Below are 23,035 nucleotides of genomic sequence, written 5' to 3'. Positions count from 1 at the left end.
GGTGAGGTTGGCGCAATCCCGCTCTTATAAAAATCGAGGGGTGATTCCGGCTACAGGGAAGGGGAAAGCGTTTGGCACATTTGGGGAATTATTGCAAGGGGTTGATGGCGAAAATGGCCTGGATTTCTTGGTTACGTTTCCAATTCAAACGCATTCTTATGCCACCTTCTATTTTGACTCGGAGATGGATTCATTACAAGTAAACCCTTCCCATAAAAAAAAATCCTTTCAACTCATATCTCAAATACTAATGGACCATGGGTATCCTCCTGTAGGCAGGTTGGAGATATTTAGTGAAATGCCAGAAGGAAAAGGGTTAGCCAGCTCCTCTGCGGACTTAGTGGCTGCTGCTCGTTCGATTGAAAATTGTTTGAATTTAAAAATGTCTACAGATTACCTACTTTCTTTGATGAGAACGATCGAACCGACGGATGGTGTCATGTATAAAGGGGTTGTTTCCTTTTTCCACCGCAAGGTGGAGCTGTGTCGGTTTTTAGGAACGCTCCCCCCACTAACAGTGGTGGGGATCGATGAAGGTGGAAAGATCGATACGGTTCAATTCAATAATACTCCCAAGCCTTTCACTCAAATAGAAAAAAAGGAGTACCATTTTCTTCATCAAAAGATTGTGAAGGCAATAGCCGAACAAGACGTAAAGTCCATTGGAGAAGTGTCCACTCGAAGTGCCCAGCTGAATCAGAAGATTCGGCCAAAACGATTGTTGGACTCAATCATTTGCATATCTGAAGAAGTAGGAGGAATCGGTGTGGCTGTTGCCCACAGTGGAACGTATTTGGGAATTTTATTGGACCCCCGTCGACAACCATATCCGTTGCAGTTGGAACAGGCTCAAAAATTGATGGGTCAACTATCGGATAATGTGACGCTGTTCCACTCACTTACTTTTGAATAGAAGGGGACCTATATGCTATATCAAAACTTGATACAAAGTATTGGAAATACCCCTTTAGTGCGTTTAAAAAAAGAAAGTTGTTCACCTGGAAATGTTTTCGCCAAGATGGAGTTGCTCAATCCATTTGCCATGAAAGATCGTGTAGCCAAACAAGCAATCTTGGAAGCTAAGCGAACGGGGCGTTTAAAAGAAGGAGCTCCAGTCATTGAAAGTTCATCCGGAACATTGGCTCTGGGGGTTGCGATGGTGGGCGGTTTTTTGGGCCATGAGGTTCACATTGTAACGGATCCGCGCATCGATCTCATCACTTTAAGTAAGTTACAGTCTATGGGGGCATGTATCCACATTGTTAAGGAAATGTCGCAACACGGATGGCAGAGCGCTCGCTTGGAAAAGCTGAAGGAATTACTAAACCAGTATCCCAATGCCTACTGGTTACGTCAGTACGAAAATCCCGAAAACCCCAAATCATACAGAATGTTAGCGGAAGAGCTACAGCAGGATTTAAAAGACATCGATATCTTGGTAGGGTCTGTGGGAAGCGGTGGATCACTCTGCGGTACAGCCCGTGCTTTAAAAGAGAGGGGTTATTCTCCTAAAGTGGTTGCGGTTGATGCAGTGGGAAGTGTACTGTTTGGCCAACCAGACAAACCAAAGCGATTGCAAGGGGGACTAGGAAACAGCCTTCATCCTCCCAATGTAGACCACTCGATTATCGATGAAGTTCATTGGTTAAACGATCGAGAAGCCTTTAGTGCGACTGTCGAACTTGCCCGAGTAGAAAAAGTTTTTGCCGGTAACAGCTCGGGTTCCGTATACGCGGTGGCCCGATGGATCAGTCGACAAGTCCCGCCTGAAACCAATATCGTAGCTATTTTCCCTGATCGCGGTGATCGTTACTGTCAGACTATTTATGATGATTCTTATCGGTTGCAAAATAATGTTACATTACCAGAACATCTCGTTCCCCAAGAGGTGCCTTACGGTACGGTGGTAGACTGTTGGTCATACTCCCGACTAAATCAAGGAGCCAATCATGGGAAATATACTGCTATTTATTGAATCAAATACGACAGGCTCGGGAATGCAGGCTCTTCATCAGGCAAGGAAAATGGGGTTTTCACCTATATTCACAACTGGAGATCCTTCCCGCTATCGGGGACTAGGAGAAACTTCCGCCGAGGTTTTAACGTGTGACACCAATCGATTGGAAAGTTTGATAAAAGCGATAGAAAAGCGACTGAATCCACAAGAAATATCCGGAATTACTACAACTTCAGATTTTTACCTGGAAACAGTGGCTGCCCTAGCCCAAAGGTGGGGATTTCCGGGGAATACTCCGGAAACGGTTCGGATCTGTCGTAATAAAGCGGAGACGAGAAGGGTGCTTCAGCAAGCTGATGTTCCACAACCGAAATATATGATTATTCAAAGCGGAAATTGGCCAGAAGTGTTGCCAGTGGACTTTCCGTGCATCGTCAAGCCAGCGGATGATAGTGGTTCCAACGGTGTGTTCATGTGTCGGAATCAAGACGAAGTGAAAAATCAAGCAGCCCGATTGCTGGAGATCACCCACAATATACGTGGACAACCCACAGTTCAGACGGTTCTGATCGAAGAGTATATAGAGGGGCAAGAGTATAGTGTCGAAATGTTGACTTATAAAGGGGAAAGCGTATGTATTGGCATCACGGAGAAAAAAACAGTTGGAATTCCTTATTTCATCGAATCTAGACATATGTTTCCGGCTCCTCTAAACAAAGCGAAGAAAGAGGAATTGGAGAAAGTGGTAAGAACAGCGCTTAAAGCAGTAGGGTTTGATAACGGTCCAAGTCATACCGAAGTGAAGTGGACCAAAAATGGATGTCAAGTGATTGAAATGAATGCTCGCTTGGCCGGCGGCATGATTCCCCAGGCGATTCAATTGGCAACCGGAATCGATTTATTGCAGGAACAAATACGGATTGCGGTTGGGCAATCACCGAGAGTAACTTGGTCGAAAAAAGGTTGTGCAGGGGTAAAGTTTCTGATGGCCGAACGCGAAGGCGTTTTGTCTGGGATAAATGGCATAGAGATTGTGCGTCAAATGAAAGGAGTTCATTGTGTGGAGATGACATCCGATTTTTTCAAACGGATTCAGCCTCCGGAAAATTCATATCATCGTCTTGGGTTTTTTATCGCTTATGGAGAGGATTATGGTGGGGTTTCTAAAGTCATGAAGGAAGCGGAAGCCCGGTTAAAAATAGAGTATTGGAATGGAGGGGAGTGGGATGATCGACCTGCGCAGTGACACATTTACACAGCCAACTCCAGAGATGAAGGAAGCGATGTTTCGAGCCAAACTGGGTGATGATGTCTACGGGGAAGATCCTACCGTCAACCGATTGGAGGCTCTTTCGGCAGACTTATTGAAGAAAGAAGCTGCATGCTTCATGCCAAGCGGTACCATGGCCAATTTGACATCCATTTTGACTCACTGCCCCAGGGGGGCAAAAGTGCTTGTTGGAAATGAATCGGATATTTATATTTACGAAGCTGGTGGAGCTTCCGTTTGTGGAGGTGTGGTGTATGAACCGATCCCCACTCAATCTGACGGGCGCTTGTTACTAAATGATTTGGAGCATGCATTTCCCGAAGATATGGATGATCCTCAGTTTGCGTTGCCTGCTCTGATTTGCTTGGAGAACACCCATAACCGTTGTGGGGGGGTTGTTCTTTCTCTTGAGTATCTGGATGAGATACAGATGTTTGCAAGGAAAAAGAAAATACCTATCCATATGGATGGAGCCAGACTGTTTCACGCATCGGTTTCTATGGGAATACCGGTCGATGATATTACCCGTTATGCCGATTCGATTCAATTCTGTCTATCCAAGGGTTTGTGTAGTCCGATCGGGTCGATGGTTGTAGGAAGTGGGGAATTTATTGAGAAGGTTCGTCGTTGGAGGAAAATGTTGGGGGGTGGGATGCGCCAAGCAGGAGTGGTGGCTGCAGCGGGGATATATTCCCTGCAAAACATGATATTTCGCTTGCAAGAGGATCATCAAAAAGCACGAGGTTTTGCAGAATCTTTATCCCGACTTCCCGGCATTAAGGTGAACCTGGAGACAGTACAGACCAATATCGTTTTGTTTGAAATTCTAGATCCCCGCTTTACCTGGAGAACATTCCAGCACATGTTACAACAGAAGGGATTACTGGTAAGTGAGATGGGCTTTGGGCGGCTCCGAGCGGTGTTTCACCATGATGTGACCTTCACCGAAGTCGATGAAGCCTTGACCGCGGTGAAAGAAGTATTGGCGGAAGGACCTACTTTAATGGAAGGCGATTTAGTAGTTGGAGGCGACAAACCAATTGCGCGCTGATATGAAGATTCATACCGGTAATTGGATAAAAAAACTCAACCATCCTCTTAATCCGTCATATCACCTATTCTGTTTTCCATATGCGGGCGGAGGAAGTTGGGCTTACTACTCCTGGAAAGAACATCTCTCTTTACGGGTGGGTCTCTATTCAATAATGTTGCCCGGTCGGGAAGAGCGAACGGCGGAACCTCCCGTAACTTCTATACAAGAGCTGGTAAATAAATTAGGTCCGGCCATGTTATCTTACCTTCATCAACCCTATGTTTTTTTTGGTCACAGTATGGGGGCTTTAGTTGCTTTTGAACTGGCCAGATATCTGATGAATGTAGGGGCTCCTGCGCCAGTGCATCTCTTTTTGTCCGCTTTTCCGGCCCCTCATCTTCTTCTCCCCAAAGACATGGATCAATATCGTTTGTCTGATGATGACTTTATTGATCACGTGAAAAAGCTGGGAGGAATACCAGAAGAGGTCTGGCGTCATCGGGAGCTTGTCGACATGGTTCTCCCGTTGATACGCTCTGATTTTCGGTTGTTTCAGACATACCAATACCAAGAAGGGACTCCTTTGCCCTGTGGAATTACAGTTTTCGGAGGGATGGACGATCAGGAGATCCCGATGGAAAATCTGAGCGCATGGGAGAAGCATTCCGGGGAAGCGTTTAAGCTGCAGATGTTTACGGGGGGGGCATTTCTACTTATATGACCACCGCTTGGAACTGTTGTCGATTTTGGAAGAAACCTTGAAAGGATTAAAAAGGAGAGAGGGTTGTTGAATGAAATATTAGAAGTGCTTCCTTACCGTCCGCCTTTTTTACTGGTGGATCAGATCTGTGAGTACCAATCCGGTTATTGGGTGAAAGGATATAAGAACTTAAGCTGGTCTGAATGGTTCTTTGATCAGAAAAGTGAAAAACCTGCCATGCCTTTTATGTTGGTAGTGGAATCCATCGCTCAACTTAGTGTATGTCTTGATGATCCTCAAAATGGTCTGGGATTTCTTGCTTCATTTAAAGGGGTTCGTTTTGAGAACCACGCTTATCCAGGGGATCGCTTGGATTTATTTTTTGAAATAATCAAGAAGAAACGGACATTTATGATTGGATATGGTGAGGCACGCGTAGAAGGAAAAAGCATTGTTCAAGTGGAAGAAATGTCGATTTATCTGAGCGCAAATGCAGGATAAGGAATGAAGTGATTTGCGGGTGATTCTATAACTAATGAAATATATTGAAATTATAAATTTAACATTGTCGGGTTTTTGAGAGGTGTTATTATACATGAAAAGGGAATTATGGGCTTTATTTTTAGTGTTTCTGTTGATCACTTCATTGTCGATCTCATTGTGGTCTCCGACAACTGTGGAATCAGCTACGTCGGAATCGATTGAAAAGCGTCTGATCGTGAAATATAAAACGAAAACCAGTGAAAACGTCCGTCAATCTCTGGTTCGTAAACGCGGAGACCAGATCATTCTTGAGAGTCATCAACTAGATTTCCTGGTTGTTGAAATACCAGAGGGAGAATCTTCTTCTTTGGCTGTAGAACAGTATCGCAAACATCCTGATGTCGAATATGTGGAGTTGGATCGTCCTGGAAATGTTGATATTGTAACGAATGATCTGTCCACTCCTCAATGGAATCGGCAAAAAGTAAAAGCGTTTTTACCAAATGATCCCCTTTTCTCCACTTACCAATGGGGGCTACAAAAAATTAAGGCTCCAGAGGCCTGGGATCTTACAATGGGATCTTCGGATGTCACGATAGCCGTTGTCGATTCTGGTGTTCAGGATGATCATCCCGACCTGGAAGGAAGAGTGATTAAAGGCTACGACTTTGTGGAGAATGATTGGGATCCTCAGGACGAATATGGACATGGAACCCATATTGCAGGGATTGCGGCGGCTACCACCAACAACGGGATCGGCATTGCGGGTATTGCCCCTCACTCCAAAATCCTGTCCGTTCGCATCTTTAAGAACGAGACAGATAGCGGATACACTTCTTACTTCGCTCAGGGTATCATCCATGCTGCCGATCAGGGGGCCGATGTCATCACCTGTAGCTTTGGTATCAATGAGCATAGTCCAACGCTGGAAGCTGCCGTCTTGTATGCTTGGGAGAAGGGAGCGGTGGTTATAGGCTCAGCTGGGAACAATCCTACTTCCAAACCGCGTTACCCTGCTGCTTACAAACCTGCTATTTCAGTAGCAAACACTGATTCAAACGATGAAAAAGCGGAGAGTTCCAACTTTGGGGAATGGGTCGACATTGCAGCGCCAGGTACAGATATCATCTCGACAATTATCGGTAGCCAATACTATGAGGTGAGCGGTACATCGATGTCTGTTCCCCATGTTGCAGGAGTGGCGGCATTGCTCGCTTCAGAAGGATATAACAACGAAGAAATTCGGCACATCATTATGGAGACGGCCGACAAAATTCCCGGGACAGGCACCCTATGGACTTCCGGAAGGCTTAATGCGGAGCGTGCGGTCCGATACGCTCAATAAAAAGATTGATAGACTGGAGTTTCATCAGAACTACCGTAGCACATGGAGCAATTAGTTAAATCTGGTTTTAAAGAGCAAAACACATGGCGTTTTGCTCTTTTTTTGTTTGAACAAAGATCAGGTTGCTTTTTGAAGGGGCCATGCATATACTCAGTATATAGATAACGAGTATATATTACAAAGGGGACAGGTGGACAATATTTTTATTGGGGCCACCCGTTGACTCCAACAGATATCAGAAGATTATAGGGGTGAACGCAATGGGTAAAAAGATTATTTTTCCTGTATTTTTTCTTTTTGTAATGACGGTAATGATATCGGGGTGTGCCCTCGTCAAAGGGGATCCGATGACCGAAGAGGATTCATTGGATGCAGGTGATGTTAACAGTATTTCAGTGAATTATGGAAGTGTGGATGTCGTTGTTGAGGATGGTTCCTCGAACCAATTGGAAGTGGTGTTAGATACCTTTGAACGAGGACCGAGGCTTTCCATGAATCAGAGAGGAGATCACGTCGATATCTCAACAGAATGGGAGGGGCTTCGAATAGGAATTATGAAAATCGGCGGTTATTTAACTGATCCCCCCAAAGTGACGGTCAAGGTTCCGAAAGACTACAATCAAGACTTGAATCTCGAAGGATCCTCGGGAAATATTGAGTTGCGAAATCTTAACCTGAATCAACTCCAATTCTCCGCTTCGGCTAGTAATGTGAACGGAGAGGGGATTACTGCAAAACGGATTAATGGCAGCACTACCAGTGGAGGTATATCTATCGCGTTTGGAAAATTTTCCACCCATATGAATCTATCGAGTACTAGCGGAAATATCGACCTAAATCTGAATGATGAAAGTCCGGATCTGACACTACGAATCGCCACAAAATCCGGCTCCAAAAGTATTGATTTTCCTGTAAGCGGCAATGAAGAATCGGGCACCATCGGTGACGGTACCCATCAAGTTCAACTAGATACAACTTCAGGCGGCATCTCAGTTGCACCATAAAAATAACAGAATTACTGGGTCAACAAAGTATATAGTGTTGATCGGATCGAAGGGAACCTCAGGTTCCCTCTTTTATTTCGACGGACTGTATCTTAAGTGTGATGAGTGAGAGCCTGTCTATCCGTTCAGAAAATTTTTGCGTAAAATACTTAATACTTTTTTTGATTCATTTTTTATAATCGTGAGAGAAGAGAAGGCATTTATGTCGAATGCTGGGGGTTAGCTAACCGTATATTTTCACTCTAGGGGGTATTATATGAACAACTTATCAGCAGGAGACGGGGATGTTCAAAAAGATGTTTATGTGTTACCTGCTTCATATGGACAGGAACAGCTGTGGTTTTTTGACCAACTGGAGCCGAATAATCCTGTTTATAACCTGGTGTTCGGTTATCGGGTGACCGGATCGTTGGATTCTGGAGTGTTGTGGGAGTGCTTGAATGAACTGATTCGGCGCCATGAAACGCTACGTACCACGTTCACCAAGCAGAACGGAAAGCCGATGCAAGTGGTGTGGCCGCCTTTTACCGTATCCATGCCGATAGTCGATTTGACATCCGTGCTTCTTCGGGATCGATTCAACCGCGGGATGCAAGAGGCGAAAGAAGAGGGCGCCCGCCCCTTTAACCTTACGGAGGGGCCGTTGTTTCGAGTCAAACTGATTCGGCTGGAGGATCATGATCACCTATTGATATTTAATGTTCATCATATTGTATTTGACGGCTGGTCGGTGGGGGTTTTCATGAGCGAGTTGGCGGAATTGTACCAGGCCAACTCCCGGGGAGAAACCTCTCCGCTTCCGGAATTGACTCTTCAGTATGCAGACTTTGCCCATTGGCAAAAGGAAGAGATGGAAACAAAGGAATTTCAACACCGTCTTTCCTATTGGGAAGAGAAGTTGAAGCCGAATCCTCCTCGTCTGGAATTACCGCCCGATTATCCCCGTTCGGTGAAGCAAAGCTTCTCAGGAGCGATTGAAACATTTACACTTCCTAAGTTTGTTGCCGATAAATTGAAAGAAATAGGGGAAAAAGAGGGAGCTTCTCTGTTTATGGTTCTTTTGGCCGGGTTTAAGGCGTTTCTTCATCGTTATACGGGCCAAACCGATCTGGTTACAGGTGTTGCTGTGACGAATCGCAGCCGTAGTGAGCTGGAAAAAATGATCGGGTATTTTGTCAATCAGTTGGTGATCCGGACAGATGTCTCGGGAGTGTTTGGTTTTCGTCAATTGATTCAAGAGGTTAAAAAGGAGTTCCTCGATGCTGCTCAACATGATATTCCATTCGGTAAACTGGTAGAGCACCTGAAACCGGAGCGGACAGTCAATCATACGCCCTTTTTTCAAGTGATGTTTGTTTATGGAGATGAATCCGACCAACAAGAGAAACTAGCCCCCGGGATCGAGATGGAGTCCCTAGAAGTCGATAACGGAAAATCCAAATTCGATATGGGAATGCGTTTTAATAAGAATGGGGATTCCATTGTAGGAGAGGTAGATTACAATACCGGTTTGTTCCGTCGGGAAAGTATCCTAAACATGATTGAGCATTTCATATTAATACTGAAAAATGCCGCAAATGATCCGGATCGTTCCATTTCGAAATTGCCCATCTTAACCGAGAAAGAGCAGCAGTTGCTGATGAAAGAGCAGCATAAGGCCAATTTTCAGTATCCGGATCTTCGATTGCCACAGCAGCTCCTGCAGGAACAGGCGGAACGGTTACCGGAAGCGGTTGCGATAACCGGTGAACAAGGAAGTCTTACCTACCGTGAATTGAATCAACGGGTGAACCAGCTTGCTCGTTATTTGAAGAAAAAAGGGATTGCTCCCGGCGAGTTGGTAGGTGTTTATCTGGAACGATCCTGGGAATCCATCATCAGTCTGTTCGCAATTTGGAAGGCGGGTGGCACCTATCTCCCGCTGGATCTATCCTACCCGAAAGAACGGATTGCCATGATCGCGGCAGAATCTGAGATGGCACTGTTGGTGACCACCCGACAGGTTAGCGGGCCCCTTTCTTCCCGAATAAAGGTTCCGTTTCTCTATATTGATGAGGAATGGAATGCCGTTACACAGGAAGCGCCGGAAAACGGGACATTAAGCCGGGACTGGAGTTTGGATCACTTGGCCTATGTGTTCTTTACTTCCGGCTCTACAGGAAGACCCAAAGGGGTCAGTATGGCTCATCGAGCCCTCATGTACCATATGGAATGGTCCCTTCAAGAACATCCATTGGGAGTGGGAGACGGAGTATTATTGAAAAACTCGGTCAGCTTTGACCCCTGTCTGAAGGAAATGTGCAATCCACTTCTTTACGGTGCCCGGGTGGTATTAGGACCACCAGAGGTAGAGATGCGTCCAGAAAAGCAGGTGGAGATGATCAAAAAAGAAGGTATCTTCCGCCTGTTTACAGTTCCGGCCATTCTGGATCGGCTGCTGGATTTCCCTGGATTTTCTGAATGCAACAGTCTGAAGGAAGTTTTTTGCGGAGGAGAAGCTTTGCCCCCGAAACTGGTGCAAAAGTTTTTCTCCAAGATGAATGCTAAATTGATAAATGTATACGGCCCTACAGAATGTTGTATCTATATGACATCGTGGAATTGTAACCCGGAGAAGATCGATGGCCGAGTTCCGATTGGATATCCGGCTCCTTTTGCGGATGTTTACGTGCTGGATAAGAATCAGCAGCCGGTTCCTACGGGAGTGCCAGGTGAATTATATATCGGGGGGCGGACACTAGCCGAAGGCTATATCAATCGACCGGACTTGACAAAAAAAGCATTTATTCCCCATTTATTTTCACAACAACCCGGCGCCCGCCTGTATAAGACCGGAGACTGGGTTCGTTACCGGGAGGATGGAAGTTTGGAATTCCTAGAACGGATCGATCACCAAGTCAAAATACGGGGAGTTCGTATTGAACTTCAGGAAATAGAAGCACTCTTAACACAACATCAGTCTGTGAAAAAGGCAAAGGTGTTAACCCGAAAAGATGATTCCGGTGGATCCAGTTTGGTGGCGTATATGATTCCCAGCAAAGAACCGGTGGCAACAACGGACATTCGATTGTATCTGGGAGAGCATCTGCCTGCCTTTATGTTACCGAGCTATTTTGTCTGGATGGATGCTTTCCCTGTCCAAGAAAGCAGCAAAAAGATCAATTACAAGGCATTCCCTTCTCCAGAATCAGCTCGGGGCCAGGAGCTGAATTTGGTTGCTCGAGATCGGATAGAGTTGGAAATGGTCAAGCTGTGGGAAGATGTACTTCAAACCAAGAACATCGGATTAACCAATAATTTTTTTGACGTAGGCGGCTATTCCTTAAAAGCGGTTGAGTTGTTGGATGCGATTAATGAAACATTTGGGGTGGAATTACCCCTCTCCACATTATTCCAAAAATCTACAGTAATAGAGATGTGCGATCATATCCGGGACGTGACTCCTACTTCCAGTAATCTACTGGTTTGTATCCAACAAGGGAACGGTTCTGAAGTTCCCTTTGTTATGGTTCATCCCGGCGGGGGCGGTGTTTTGTGTTATTACCATTTAGCGAAAGCGCTCGGAGAACATCAAACGGTATACGGTATTCAAGCAATGGGATATGAATCGGAGGATTCTCCCCTAACCGACATTCATGAGATGGCGGACCTTTATGTGGAACAGCTGCGACAAAAATTACCCAAGGGACCTTATCGTCTGCTGGGCTGGTCTTTTGGAGCGACGATAGCTTACGAGATGACCCGGCGGTTTGAAAAGATGGGAGAAAAGGTGGAGTTTCTGGGGCTGTTGGATGCCCATCCCATCGATAGTCGAGAGGAAGACTCCCTCGCTGTTACACGAAATCGGGATTCATTGGTAGCTTGGGCAGAAAGGCTTGGAATGGATAAAAACGAACTGGAAGGATTGGATCAAGAGCAACAACTTTTGAAAGTTCTACGTCAAGCACAGGAACGTCAGGTCTTGCCTTTGAGTGCTGATGTGTCAACCGTTAAAAAGTATCTGGGTATTATGATAGCTAATCGCACGGCCACCCTTGACTATACAGTCAAGGAACCAATTCAGGCGGACTTGCATTTGTTCCTGGTGAATGAAGTATCCCCGCAGGATCCGATTCCCTTGGTAGACCCGGCCCTGTGGTACAAGCGAACCACCGGTCAGGTGCGAAAGTATTTCATCCAGGGGCACCATCATAATCTGGTTGACCCTCCACATGTGCAATATTTGGGAGAAAAAATCCGACAGGTGATGGTGAAAATGGCAGTAAAAAGCTGAAATACAGATTTAGCTGCTAAGAAATAAGAAGCAATCCTTACTTGGTGAACTGGAGTGACCTTGTCACGTCTGGTTCCTAGGAGGAACCAGACGTTTTAACATTGAAAGTTGCGGAGAATACGGTGGTTGATCGAAAAAAGGTGTTTTATGATGGCTTTGAATTCTAGTTTTACAGGCTCTATAGAGTAGGCGCGGTTAACCTTGCAAAATGGAGATCCAAAAATGGGTGTTGTATTTTGCAGAAAACTCCTTTGTGCGGGTTGGGAAGTTTGACCCCTGGATCAGAGGAGTTTTCATATTCGGAAAGAGGAAGAAAACGAATTTACGACATTCAGAGATGTTGAGTAGATGAAAGGAGCCGATAAGATGAAGACTTCACGGAAGAGTGGATATGAAGTGATTGAAGTCGTTGAATTTAATGACTATTATCCTGCTTCTTCCCAACAAAGACGGTTGTACGCTCTACAGCGTTTGGAGGAGGAAAGTACAGCGTACAACATGCCACATATGATGGTTATCGAGGGAGACTTGGACCGAATTCGGATGAAAGAAGCTTTTAAAGCTGTAGTCCAACGGCATGATTCACTACGAACGTCCTTTGAGATGGTTAACGGGGAGCCGGTGCAACGAATTCATCCTAAAACTCCCCTCCCTCTTCAATTTGAACAGGGGAGTGAGGTAGAGGTTTTACATAAGGCTGATAAGTTTGTCCGTCCTTTTGATTTAGAAGAGGCACCGTTGTGGAGGGTGCAGGTGGTTCAGACTGGTCCTCTTCAACATGTCCTGATGATCGATATGCATCATATTATATCCGACAGGGTGTCGGTGAGTTTGTTGGTTCGCGAATTTCAAACATTGTATGAAGGGAAAGATTTGCCGGAGTTACGGATTCAGTACAAAGATTTTGTTGCTTGGCAGCAAAAACGTATGGATTCAGACGAAATGAAGGAGCAGGAAAAATATTGGATGAAGGTTTATAAGGAAGAGATACCAGCACTAAATTTACCCACTGATCATCCAAAGCCTTCCCGGATGGGATATGAAGGGAAATCGCTCCGCTTCAAGTTAGAACCGGAGTTGACGGAAGCGCTGTATCGTTTCTCCGCTGAACAAGGAGTAACCCTGTATATGACGCTCTTGGCAGTATATAACGTATTGCTGTATAAGTACACGGGCCAAGAGGATATCGTGGTGGGTTCGCCGATGGCTGGTCGGAAAAACCTAGACTTGGAAAATGTGATCGGTACGTTTGCCAATACTTTGGGTATTCGGAATCATCCACAAGGGGACAAAAAATTTACGGAGTTTTTGATTGAAGTAAAAGAACGGACATTACAGGCGTACGAGAATCAAGACTATCCTTTGGAGCAATTGGTGGATCGACTGGGAATCCAGTGGGACTTAAGTCGCCACTCGTTATTCAATACCGTGTTTGTGTTGCAGAATATACAGGATGAAGTGGGGATGGGTTCAAACCTGGAAGTGGGTGGATTACGGTTTACGGAATGGGAGAGGGAACAGACTAGAGTGAAGTTTGACTGGGAAGTTACTGTATTGAAAGATAGGGATCAATTGAGGGTGCAGTGGGATTATTCTACTCAGTTATTTAATTGTGATACGATGAACCGACTAAAAAAACAATTTATACACTTACTATGGAATATATCGAAAAATCCCAAGCAAAAGTTAAAGAGCATTGAGGTGATTTCCGAAAATGAGAAGGAGCAGCTAGCTGAATTCAACCAAACGAAGGTACCATATCCAAAAGAGAAGACGGTTCACCGATTATTTGAAGAGATGGCCAACCGTTATCCGGATCGGGTGGCAGCGGTTGCGGAAAACGGTGAGGTAACCTACCAAGAGTTAAATGGAAGGGCCAACCGGATTGCCAGAGGGTTACGGGAAGCTGGACTGCAAACGGGAGAAGTAGTGGGGATCGTTGCAGAGCGCTCACTAGAGATGATGGCGGGGATTTTAGCAGTATTGAAGGCAGGGGGGGCCTATCTGCCGATTGATCCGAAAGCCCCGGAGAGTCGTGTTTCCTACATGCTGGAGAATAGTGGGGCGCGATTGGCTCTCACTCAACAACGATTTGTACAGAAAGTGTCTGTCGTGGAACGGGTGTTGGAGTTAGAGGAGGAAAGATGGACCAGCGGGGATGACTCTGACCTGGATGTGAACGGAGTCGACGATCCCGGTAATTTGGCTTACGTCATCTATACATCCGGTTCAACAGGTAAACCGAAGGGGGTTATGGTGGAGCATAGGTCAGTCATAAACCGGGTCAACTGGATGGTCCGGCAATATGAAATTGATGAAACGGATGTTTTGTTGCAAAAAACACCCTATGTATTTGATGTATCTGTTTGGGAATTGTTTTTGTGGTTTTTTGTCGGTGGCAGAATCTGTTTCCTTGCAGCAGAGGAGGAAAAGAACCCGGAGGCCGTTGTTCGGGCGGTGGAACGTTACGGTGTGACGTTGATTCACTTTGTTCCGTCGATGTTTACGATGTTTCTCAATGAGGTAAGGCAACACGGTAGGTTGGAGCAGCTGGTCAGCTTACGCCGTGTGTTTACCAGCGGAGAAGCATTGCATGCTGAACAGGTGGAGCAGCATAACGCAACACTGGGGAGAGCAAACGGGACCCGATTGCACAATTTATACGGTCCGACCGAGGCGACGGTTGATGTGACCTATTACGATTGTCCGGTGACGGAAAGCCCCCGAACGGTGCCTATTGGAAGACCGATTGACAATATTCGTCTCTATATTGTAGGCGATGATGGTCATTTGCAACCGATTGGGGTGCCAGGAGAGCTTTGCATTGCAGGTGTCGGGTTGGCACGGGGATATATCAACAATCCTGCGTTGACGGCGGAGAAGTTTGTGCCAAATCCTTTTGAGTCTAGAGGAAGAATGTACCGAACCGGAGATCGTGCCCGTTGGCTGGCGGATGGGAACATCGAATTTTTGGGACGGTTGGATTACCAGGTGAAGATCCGGGGGTACCGAATCGAGCTCGGAGAGGTCGAGTCGGCCCTGCTGGAGCATGAGGGTGTACAGGAGAGCGTGGTAACAGGGTGGAAGCGTCCGGACGGAGAACCGTATCTGTGTGCATACATCGTCGGCAGGAAAGGATTGACGACACCCGAACTGAGAAAACATTTGAGTGAGATATTGCCGGAGTACATGATTCCAGCACGATTTATGTTTCTGAAGTTTTTGCCTCTGAACACCAATGGAAAAGTAGACCGCAAGGCGCTGCCTGAACCGGTAGGATATAAACCGAGTGAAAATTATGTTCCGCCGACTCATCCGGTAGATGCGAAATTGGCCGGAATTTGGGCTGAAGTTTTAGGCGTTGAACAAGTTGGAATTTACGACAACTTTCTCGATTTGGGAGGACATTCGTTGTTGGGGGTTCAAGTGACCACCAAAGCCCGTCAACATTTCGGAATTCATATTCCGATCCAATGGATATTTGACTATCCAGTCCTGCGGGATTGGGCAAAGGAGATCAAGAAACAACAAAGTGTTGGGAAAGCCGTCAAACGACCCTCCCTGCAATCACTTGCTCGCAGGAATCAGTCGATCCCTCTGTCTTTCTCACAACAAGGTTTGTGGTTTATTGAACAATTGGAGCCGGGGTCACCGCTCTATAATGTTCCACGCCTTTATCGTCTGGCAGGCGAGTTGAATCGTGATGCGGCCGAAAAAAGCTTCTTTGCACTGGCTAATCGGCATGAAATTCTTCGTGTCACCTTTCAAGAGAAAGAGGGTATGCCCGCTCAAATCGTCAATTCTTCGCTCCCAGCAGTTACTTTCCATGAGATGTCGGAACAGGAAGCAAAGCGACAAATTGATATAGAGGCACGGGTGCCTTTCGATTTGGAAAAAGGCCCACTGTTGCGGGTTGATTTTTTCTCATTGGATAGCAAAAATCATCTGATGCTTATCAATATGCATCATTTAATCTGTGACTTATGGTCCATGGGTATCTTAATCAAGGAATGGTTGAGTTTTTATCAGGCGTACCAGACCGGCCAATCTGCTGCCATGGAATCACTACCTGTTCAGTTTACCGATTATGCCTGTTTGGAAAAGGATTTGCTCACTTCCGGCGAGATGGAGCGACAATTGGATTTCTGGAAGAATAAGTTGGGCGGAGAGTTACCCACCCTCACACTATTTCCGAACCAATCCCATCGTGTTTCTCGTTCTTCCCATGGAAAGGAAGAACGATTCCGAATTCCGTCGGATGTGGTTGATAAGCTGCAGGGTATCGGCGGACGGCAGAATGCAACATTGTACATGACCGTGATGGCCGCTTTTCAAGCCCTTTTACATCGGTATTCCCAACAGAATGACATTGTGGTGGGAACCCCTGTTGCTGGGAGAATGGATGCGGAAAAAGAGAATTTGATCGGATGCTTTGTCAACACGGTCGTCGTTCGTACGGACCTTTCCGGTGAACCTACGTTTAATACCCTATTGGACAGAGTAAAATCGGAGTTTTTACAAGCCTTTAATCACCAAGATGTTCCCTTTGAAAAGGTTGTACGAGCATTACGCCCGGATCGGGACCAAAGTCATTCTCCTTTGTTTCAAGTGATGCTTTCCTTCCAAAGTCGCCCCTATTCTCCTAAGGGAATACCGGAACTTGAAATAAAAGGGGATAAATACATTCACACGGGTACTTCAAAATTTGATTTGACGCTTTATATCGAGCTAGAAGAGGATGGATGGATCGGCTATTGGGAATATCGTACAGATCGGTTTGAAGAAGATGCGGTTAAACGGATGTCCAATCACTTTCTCAACCTTCTCAAGGCGATCGCAGATGATCCGGATCAACCGATCAATCGGATGGATATGCTCACGGATACTGAAAAACGGCAACTTCTTGATGAGTGGAACGATACAGATGTATCCTATCCGTCGGATAAGTGCTTACATGAACTATTTCAAAAACAGGCGGATTTGACACCGGATGCAGTAGCCGCCATCTACAAAAATAAGGAAATTACCTATGGCCAGTTGGAGCAAGAGTCGAATCGTCTGGCACATTTCCTGCGGGAACGGGGGATACGGGAAGATACTTGTGTAGGTGTATACATGGATCGTTCCCTTGAACTGGTGACAGCACTGCTGGGTATTCTCAAAGCGGGTGGCGCGTTCCTGCCCTTGGATACCGAAGCGCCGAAATCCAGGGTGATGAAAATCTTGCAGGATGCCAAGGCTCCACTTTGTTTGACACAGGAGCATTTGGCCAAGGGATTAGATATCGAATCTTCGGTTGTATTTGTTTCTCTGGATAAAGAAAAGGATGAACTGAAGAAATATCCGGTTTCTCGGGTTCAGTCACAAGTTTCTCCTGATCATTTAGTTTCCGTTTACTATACTTCAGGTTCCACCGGTCAACCAAAGGGAGTCGCGAGTACTCACAGGGGCTGGGTCAATCGGATGCATTGGATGCAACGGCAACACCAGCTACAACCTGGTGAGTCGGTCTTGCAAAAGACCACACTAACGTTTGATGATGCTGCCGTTGAATTTTTTTGGCCATTAATGGTCGGCGGCCGCATTGCACTGATTGAACCGGGCATGCACCGAGATCCCCGTGCAATTCTGGATGCAGGAGTCGATTACAAGGTTTCTGTCATACAATTTGTCCCCAGCATGCTGGGAATGGTAATCGATACAATTACAGAGGAAGACAAACAGTCGCTAAATTGCCTTAGAGTGGTGATTTCCAGCGGGGAAGCCCTCCATGGGGATCTAGTGAAACGATTCTTACAACACATGCCGGGAAAACTGTTTAATACTTGGGGTGCAACGGAGGTTTCGATTGACTCTACCATGCATGCTTGTTCGGAAAAAGATGTTCAGGATGCTGTCGTATCGGTTGGGCGCCCCATTGACAATAACCAAGTCTATATTTTGGATCGAAATCTACAACCGGTTCCCCTCGGTGTGGCCGGGGATCTTTATATCGGTGGAATCGGAGTGGCTCGCGGATATCTGAATCAGCCGGAACGAACAAAACACGCTTTTATGGATCATCCGTTCCGTCCGGGTCTTCGGTTGTACCGAACAGGTGACCGTGGCTGCTTTAAGAAGGACGGTGCGATTGTTTTCCTAGGCCGAGAAGACAATCAAGTTAAAATCAGGGGCATGCGTGTAGAAACTGGGGAAATCGAAAACACGCTTCTTGAACATGAGGCAGTCAAGGAAGCCGTAGTCATTCTACGGGAAGATCAATCCGTTAAGAGATTGGTTGCTTATCTTGTCAGCACCGACAATACGCTGTTGGATACCGGTGAGTTGCGGATGTATCTTCAGAACAAGCTCCCAGAATATATGATACCCGCATACTACATTGTTCTGGATCGCATCCCGTTAAATGCCAATGGAAAAGTGGAACGTTCTGCTCTTCCAGCACCAGATTCCTCCCATCTAGCTTTACAAGAGGATTTTGTTGAGGCGAGAACGGATACGGAGAAAACGCTGGCGAAGATCTGGTCTGAATTGCTCGGGTTAGACAGAGTTGGAGTACATGATCATTTCTTCAAATTAGGCGGCCATTCACTGCTGGCTGTCCAGGTGATTTCCCGTATTTTCGATGAAACAAGGGCCAGGATTCCACTCCGATTCATCTTTGAGAAACCCACCATTGAAGATCTTGCTGTCTGTATCGATCAAAAAAAGGGGAGGGATGACGACCAAAAAGGTATTGAACCGACGAATCAAACCACCCACTTGCCCCTTTCCTTTGCACAGCAACGACTGTGGTTTTTACATCAGCTCAACCCGGAAAGTTCGGTTTACAATATGCCGAAATGTTATATCGTTCGCGGTACATTGGATTTGGAGGCGATACAAAAGAGTTTGAAGCAGTTGATCGAACGGCATCCGACCTTACGTACGGTATTTGAATCAAATGGGGAAGGATATCCGGTTCAATCCGTTCTGACGCAATGGGAGTTGCCTTTTGAGTACAAGGATTTATCTCACCTCCCATCGGAGGAAAACGAAGAATTGGTACAGGAAATTTTTCGCAGAGAAGCCCGTCGTCCCTTCCATTTGAGTGAGGGTCCATTATTCCGGGTGCAGTTGATTCGTTGTCATGAGCAAGAGCATCGTCTGATCTTCAATATGCACCATATTATTTCCGACGGTTGGTCTATCGGCATCATGATTCGGGAGATATCGGAAATTTACACGAAAATATGCGCTGGAGTAACTGTAGAGTTACAGCCTCTTCCTGTTCAGTATGCTGATTATGCTCTCTGGCAGAAAGAACTTCTCACAGACGAATCGTTAAAAGAACCGTTGGCTTACTGGAAAAGGCAGTTGGGCGGGGAAATCCCTTCGTTACAGTTGCCCATGGACACGAGCAGTGAGTCGCGGAATCAGGGGAACAACCGAATCACATATCGTTTATCGGAAGACTTGGTAAAGCGGTTGAAAGATATCGGCCACAAAGAAGAGGCTACTCTGTTTATGACGCTACTGGCAGCATTTAAAGTTTTGTTACACCGAATGACCGATCAGGATGATATTCTGATCGGGACGCCAATTGTCAACCGGAACCGAAAAGAATTGGAATATCTGATTGGACTGTTCCTCAATACATTGGTATTGCGGACGGATCTGTCCGGTAATCCGTCCTTCATGGAACAACTGCGACGGGTACGCCAAACATCCATGGATGCTTATTCCTATCAGGAGGCTCCCTTTGAGCGAGTGGTGGAGGAAGTCCAACCGGAACGTTCGTTGAACCGGAACCCCTTGTTTGATGTAATGATCAACTATATCACCAAAGAAGAGGTCGATGATCATCTCTGGAACATTCCCGGAGCGGATGTGGAAGAGCAAGACTTTCTTGAATTTGAATCCAAGTTCTTGATGACTCTCTATATCTTTGAAAAAGAGCAGGGATTACAGCTGGATCTGGTCTATCGATCGGACAAATTTTCTGATATACGAATGAAAGAAATATTGAACCAGTATCACAGTCTGTTGAATCAAATCGTCCAGGATCCGCAACGGGAAATACATTCCTATTCCTTGTTAACCCAGGAAGCTGAACAAATGTTGCCGGACCCTGAAGCACCGATAAAAGAAGTCGATCTAAAACCGGTGACGAAGATGTTTGAACGCCAAGTGGCAAGTTCACCTAAACACGTCGCCATCATTCGAGGGAAAGATCGATGGACTTACAGCCAGCTGAAAAAATACTCTGATCATCTAGCTTGGAAGCTTCACAAAGAAGGAGTACAAAAAGGTCAAATTGTAGCTGTAACTGGTGGGAAAAGCTTTAAATTGATTGCGGGTATTTTGGCAGTCTGGAAAATTGGGGGCGTATTTTTACCCATTGACGAAAATCTGCCTTTGAAACGGAAAAAACAGCTATTAACGGAAGCGGGCGCCGATGTGTTATTGGATTTGTCGGAAAACGGATTGCCTGATGATGAGACACCCGCTATTCAGGTGTTCTGTCCGGAGGAAAATGAGAGTGATAATCTTTATTCTCCTGATTTTGAAGGGTTGAGCGATCATCCGCAACTGGAGGATCCGGCCTATATCTACTTTACTTCTGGAACCACGGGACGACCGAAAGGGATTCTAGGGAAACATAAAGGGTTAAGTCATTTCCTCGACTGGCAGAAAAAAGAGTTCCAAATTCAGCCGAATGACCGTTTTGCTCAATTAACGCATATCTCCTTTGATGCATTTTTGCGGGATGTGTTTTTGCCGCTAGTCTGCGGAGCATCCGTATGTTTGCCGGAGGAACCGGTCAATTATGAAGCTGATCACATTTTGCCCTGGTTACAGCAGGAAAATATCAGTGTATTGCATCTCGTTCCTTCTTTAATTCAGTCTTGGCTGACTGACAGAGTACGACCAACATCATTACCATCACTGCGCTATGTCTTCTTTTCAGGGGAAGCACTGACCTCCTCCTTGATTCAGCGTTGGCGCAGTAAATTCTCGTCGAACATTCAGTTGATCAACCTTTACGGCCCGACGGAAACGACTATGGTGAAATGTTTCAGCCGTGTACCCCCGATCCCTTTGGCTGGTGCTCAACCGTTGCAGCATCCAATGCCTCAAACGCAAGTCCTGATCCTAAACCGGAAAGATAGTTTATGCGGGATCGGTGAAGTGGGAGAAGTGGTTATTCGTACGCCTTACCGAACCAAAGGTTATATCAACGACCCGCAGAAAAATGAAGATTCATTTATTCGGAACCCGTTTACGGGTCTGGAGGAGGACTTGTTGTACAGGACGGGAGACCTGGGAAGGTACAGACCGGATGGTTCCTTGGAGATCTTGGGGCGCCGAGACCACCAAGTAAAGATTCGGGGGGTTCGGTTGGATTTAAACGAGGTAGTTTCAACTTTACATCAGCACCCGAAGGTTGCCTTTTGTGCTGTAAAACTTTGGGAAAACGATGGGGAACCTTTTCTTGCAGCCTATGTCATCCCTGCTGAAGATCATTTTGATGAAACCGCCCTTCGGAGTTATCTTGGCAATCTCCTTCCGGCGGCGATGATTCCTTCCGTCTTCCTCTGTCTGGACCACATGCCGGTGACGGCCAGTGGGAAAGTGGACTACCGCCGGTTGCCAGAACCCAAAAGGAAAATCAGTCATACTCGTGAACACAAAACTTTTTCCACACCAGAGGAGAAAATGTTGTCAGAGATTTGGTCTGATGTTCTTCGGAAAGAGAATATCAGTGTCGATGACAATTTCTTTGAACTTGGTGGTCATTCGTTAATGGCATTACAGATCATATCGCGAATTAAAAATATCTTTGGCATCCATTTGCCGCTCAAGTGTATTTTTGAAGCTCCGACGATTTCCGGCTTGGCCGCTATGATTCAAGAGAGAGAGGAAAATCCCAAGCCGTCCCCTCCTGAATCGGAAATAAAGGCACTCCGCCGGGAGCAGTATCAAAAGAGTATTTTGGTCAAAAAATAAGCGGCTTTTACCTGTTTGATGCTGTTGGATGATCACACAAAGGAGGCCAAGTCGGCCTCCTTTGTGTGAACTGTTACCAGGGAGAGAAAAGAACGATCCGGAGTTTGCGTAAATTACGGATGTAATATCGAAATGGTCTGTTAGTTTAATAGTAGATAAAAAGTTGAATTGGAACTGCCAGAAAGGGTTGATTGTAATGAAAGGACATATGGTTCAGATTGCTCCTCTTGAGGAGGAAGATTTCAAACTTATGTCTCAATGGTTGCGGCCATCCGCGGCCAGTGCTCTGGGGAGTGGGAAACAGGATTTTTTCAGAGCGGATCAATTGAAGGAAGAAATTACGAATGACTCAACGACTAACTATGTTACGATTCTCACTCATGATGGGGAAAAGATAGGCTTTGTATCATGGAAAAAACTACAATATGAAGGCAGCTATGAGTTGGGCGGAATTGTAGGAGATCATAAGCTCTGGGATTCCGGTTGTGGAGCAGAGGCATCGGTACTGGTAATGGATCATCTATTTCAATATAAAAACGCGCATCGAATTCAATTTATTACCGGATTATTCAACAAACGAACAATGAATATGTTAATGAAAAATAAAAAGGTTGTGATGGAAGGAATTTTAAGAGATTACAATTTCGTAGACGGACAGTATTATGATGCTGTGGTATGGTCAGTGCTAAGAGATGAATATTACGCTATTGATGAGTTTGGCCAGCCTACAACAATGATACCTGAACAGGAAAAGAAGCAAATTGAAGAGGAGTTTCATAAATTTTTGCAGGAAAATTGGAACTCTCAAATATATAACCGATTAGTACAGGCAAGGAGGTGAAGTTTTGTTGAAATGAGGTGGATATTCTTGAATTAACATTTTATAAGAATAAAATCCTCCCTGGATGTGTGCGCGGTCCAGGGGGGATTTATTCTATCTGTGTCATCGAGGGAATATGCCGGTTTCCTCAAAACCTGTTTTT

General features: G+C 45.7%; 11 protein-coding genes. All 11 read left to right on the top strand.

Annotated elements, in window-relative coordinates; all coding sequences use genetic code 11:
• Position 1: 1 nt before the first annotated feature.
• The 11 genes from C8J48_RS06915 to C8J48_RS06865 all read left to right on the top strand — a co-directional run bounded on the left by C8J48_RS06915 (position 2) and on the right by C8J48_RS06865 (position 22,893).
• On the top strand, positions 2-913 hold the full coding sequence (locus C8J48_RS06915; RefSeq protein WP_107725581.1) for a GHMP family kinase ATP-binding protein: 912 nt from the start codon (positions 2-4) through the stop codon (positions 911-913).
• 12 nt (positions 914-925) lie between these two features.
• The gene (locus C8J48_RS06910) at positions 926-1,975 is read left to right on the top strand and encodes a cysteine synthase family protein (RefSeq protein ID WP_107725580.1); all 1,050 of its coding nucleotides are present in this window, start codon (positions 926-928) and stop codon (positions 1,973-1,975) included.
• A complete protein-coding gene (locus C8J48_RS06905; protein WP_107725579.1) occupies positions 1,950-3,203 on the top strand; it encodes an ATP-grasp domain-containing protein in 1,254 nt (417 codons plus the stop codon). The genes C8J48_RS06910 and C8J48_RS06905 overlap by 26 nt, the downstream gene beginning before the upstream one ends.
• Positions 3,184-4,278, top strand: a complete 1,095-nt coding sequence (ltaE, locus tag C8J48_RS06900; protein ID WP_107725578.1) for a low-specificity L-threonine aldolase — start codon at positions 3,184-3,186, stop codon at positions 4,276-4,278. The genes C8J48_RS06905 and ltaE overlap by 20 nt, the downstream gene beginning before the upstream one ends.
• The gene (locus C8J48_RS06895; RefSeq protein ID WP_146160458.1) at positions 4,250-4,981 is read left to right on the top strand and encodes a thioesterase II family protein; all 732 of its coding nucleotides are present in this window, start codon (positions 4,250-4,252) and stop codon (positions 4,979-4,981) included. Before ltaE ends, C8J48_RS06895 begins: the two co-directional genes overlap by 29 nt.
• Before the next feature lie 66 nt (positions 4,982-5,047).
• Positions 5,048-5,461: a 3-hydroxyacyl-ACP dehydratase FabZ family protein gene (locus C8J48_RS06890; RefSeq protein ID WP_170105235.1), complete on the top strand. Its 414-nt coding sequence runs from the start codon at positions 5,048-5,050 to the stop codon at positions 5,459-5,461.
• A gap of 94 nt (positions 5,462-5,555) precedes the next feature.
• Complete coding sequence (locus C8J48_RS06885; protein ID WP_107725575.1) at positions 5,556-6,788, top strand: S8 family peptidase; 1,233 nt, start codon at positions 5,556-5,558, stop codon at positions 6,786-6,788.
• A 260-nt stretch (positions 6,789-7,048) separates the two neighbouring features.
• Complete coding sequence (locus C8J48_RS06880; RefSeq protein ID WP_107725574.1) at positions 7,049-7,792, top strand: DUF4097 family beta strand repeat-containing protein; 744 nt, start codon at positions 7,049-7,051, stop codon at positions 7,790-7,792.
• Between the two features lie 256 nt (positions 7,793-8,048).
• On the top strand, positions 8,049-12,065 hold the full coding sequence (locus C8J48_RS06875; protein ID WP_107725573.1) for a non-ribosomal peptide synthetase: 4,017 nt from the start codon (positions 8,049-8,051) through the stop codon (positions 12,063-12,065).
• Positions 12,066-12,431: 366 nt separating this feature from the next.
• A complete protein-coding gene (locus C8J48_RS06870) occupies positions 12,432-22,052 on the top strand; it encodes a non-ribosomal peptide synthetase (RefSeq protein WP_170105233.1) in 9,621 nt (3,206 codons plus the stop codon).
• Between the two features lie 196 nt (positions 22,053-22,248).
• Positions 22,249-22,893, top strand: a complete 645-nt coding sequence (locus C8J48_RS06865) for a GNAT family N-acetyltransferase (protein ID WP_107725571.1) — start codon at positions 22,249-22,251, stop codon at positions 22,891-22,893.
• The last annotated feature ends 142 nt before the right edge of the window (positions 22,894-23,035 follow it).

It is taken from the genome of Desmospora activa DSM 45169 (assembly GCF_003046315.1).
GTDB classification, from domain to species: Bacteria; Bacillota; Bacilli; order Thermoactinomycetales; family DSM-45169; genus Desmospora; species Desmospora activa.
The sequence above is the reverse complement of the archived record's forward strand: the minus strand, read 5'-3'. Positions and strand labels throughout refer to the sequence as shown.

Excerpts from the sequence above, each read along its gene's own strand:
- C8J48_RS06880 (WP_107725574.1), top strand. The coding sequence starts at position 7,049 with ATGGGTAAAAAGATTATTTTTCCTGTATTTTTTCTTTTTGTAATGACG.
- C8J48_RS06905 (WP_107725579.1), top strand. The coding sequence starts at position 1,950 with ATGGGAAATATACTGCTATTTATTGAATCAAATACGACAGGCTCGGGA.
- C8J48_RS06875 (WP_107725573.1), top strand. The coding sequence starts at position 8,049 with ATGAACAACTTATCAGCAGGAGACGGGGATGTTCAAAAAGATGTTTAT.
- C8J48_RS06885 (WP_107725575.1), top strand. The coding sequence starts at position 5,556 with ATGAAAAGGGAATTATGGGCTTTATTTTTAGTGTTTCTGTTGATCACT.
- C8J48_RS06865 (WP_107725571.1), top strand. The coding sequence starts at position 22,249 with ATGAAAGGACATATGGTTCAGATTGCTCCTCTTGAGGAGGAAGATTTC.
- C8J48_RS06870 (WP_170105233.1), top strand. The coding sequence starts at position 12,432 with ATGAAGACTTCACGGAAGAGTGGATATGAAGTGATTGAAGTCGTTGAA.
- ltaE (WP_107725578.1), top strand. The coding sequence starts at position 3,184 with ATGATCGACCTGCGCAGTGACACATTTACACAGCCAACTCCAGAGATG.
- C8J48_RS06910 (WP_107725580.1), top strand. The coding sequence starts at position 926 with ATGCTATATCAAAACTTGATACAAAGTATTGGAAATACCCCTTTAGTG.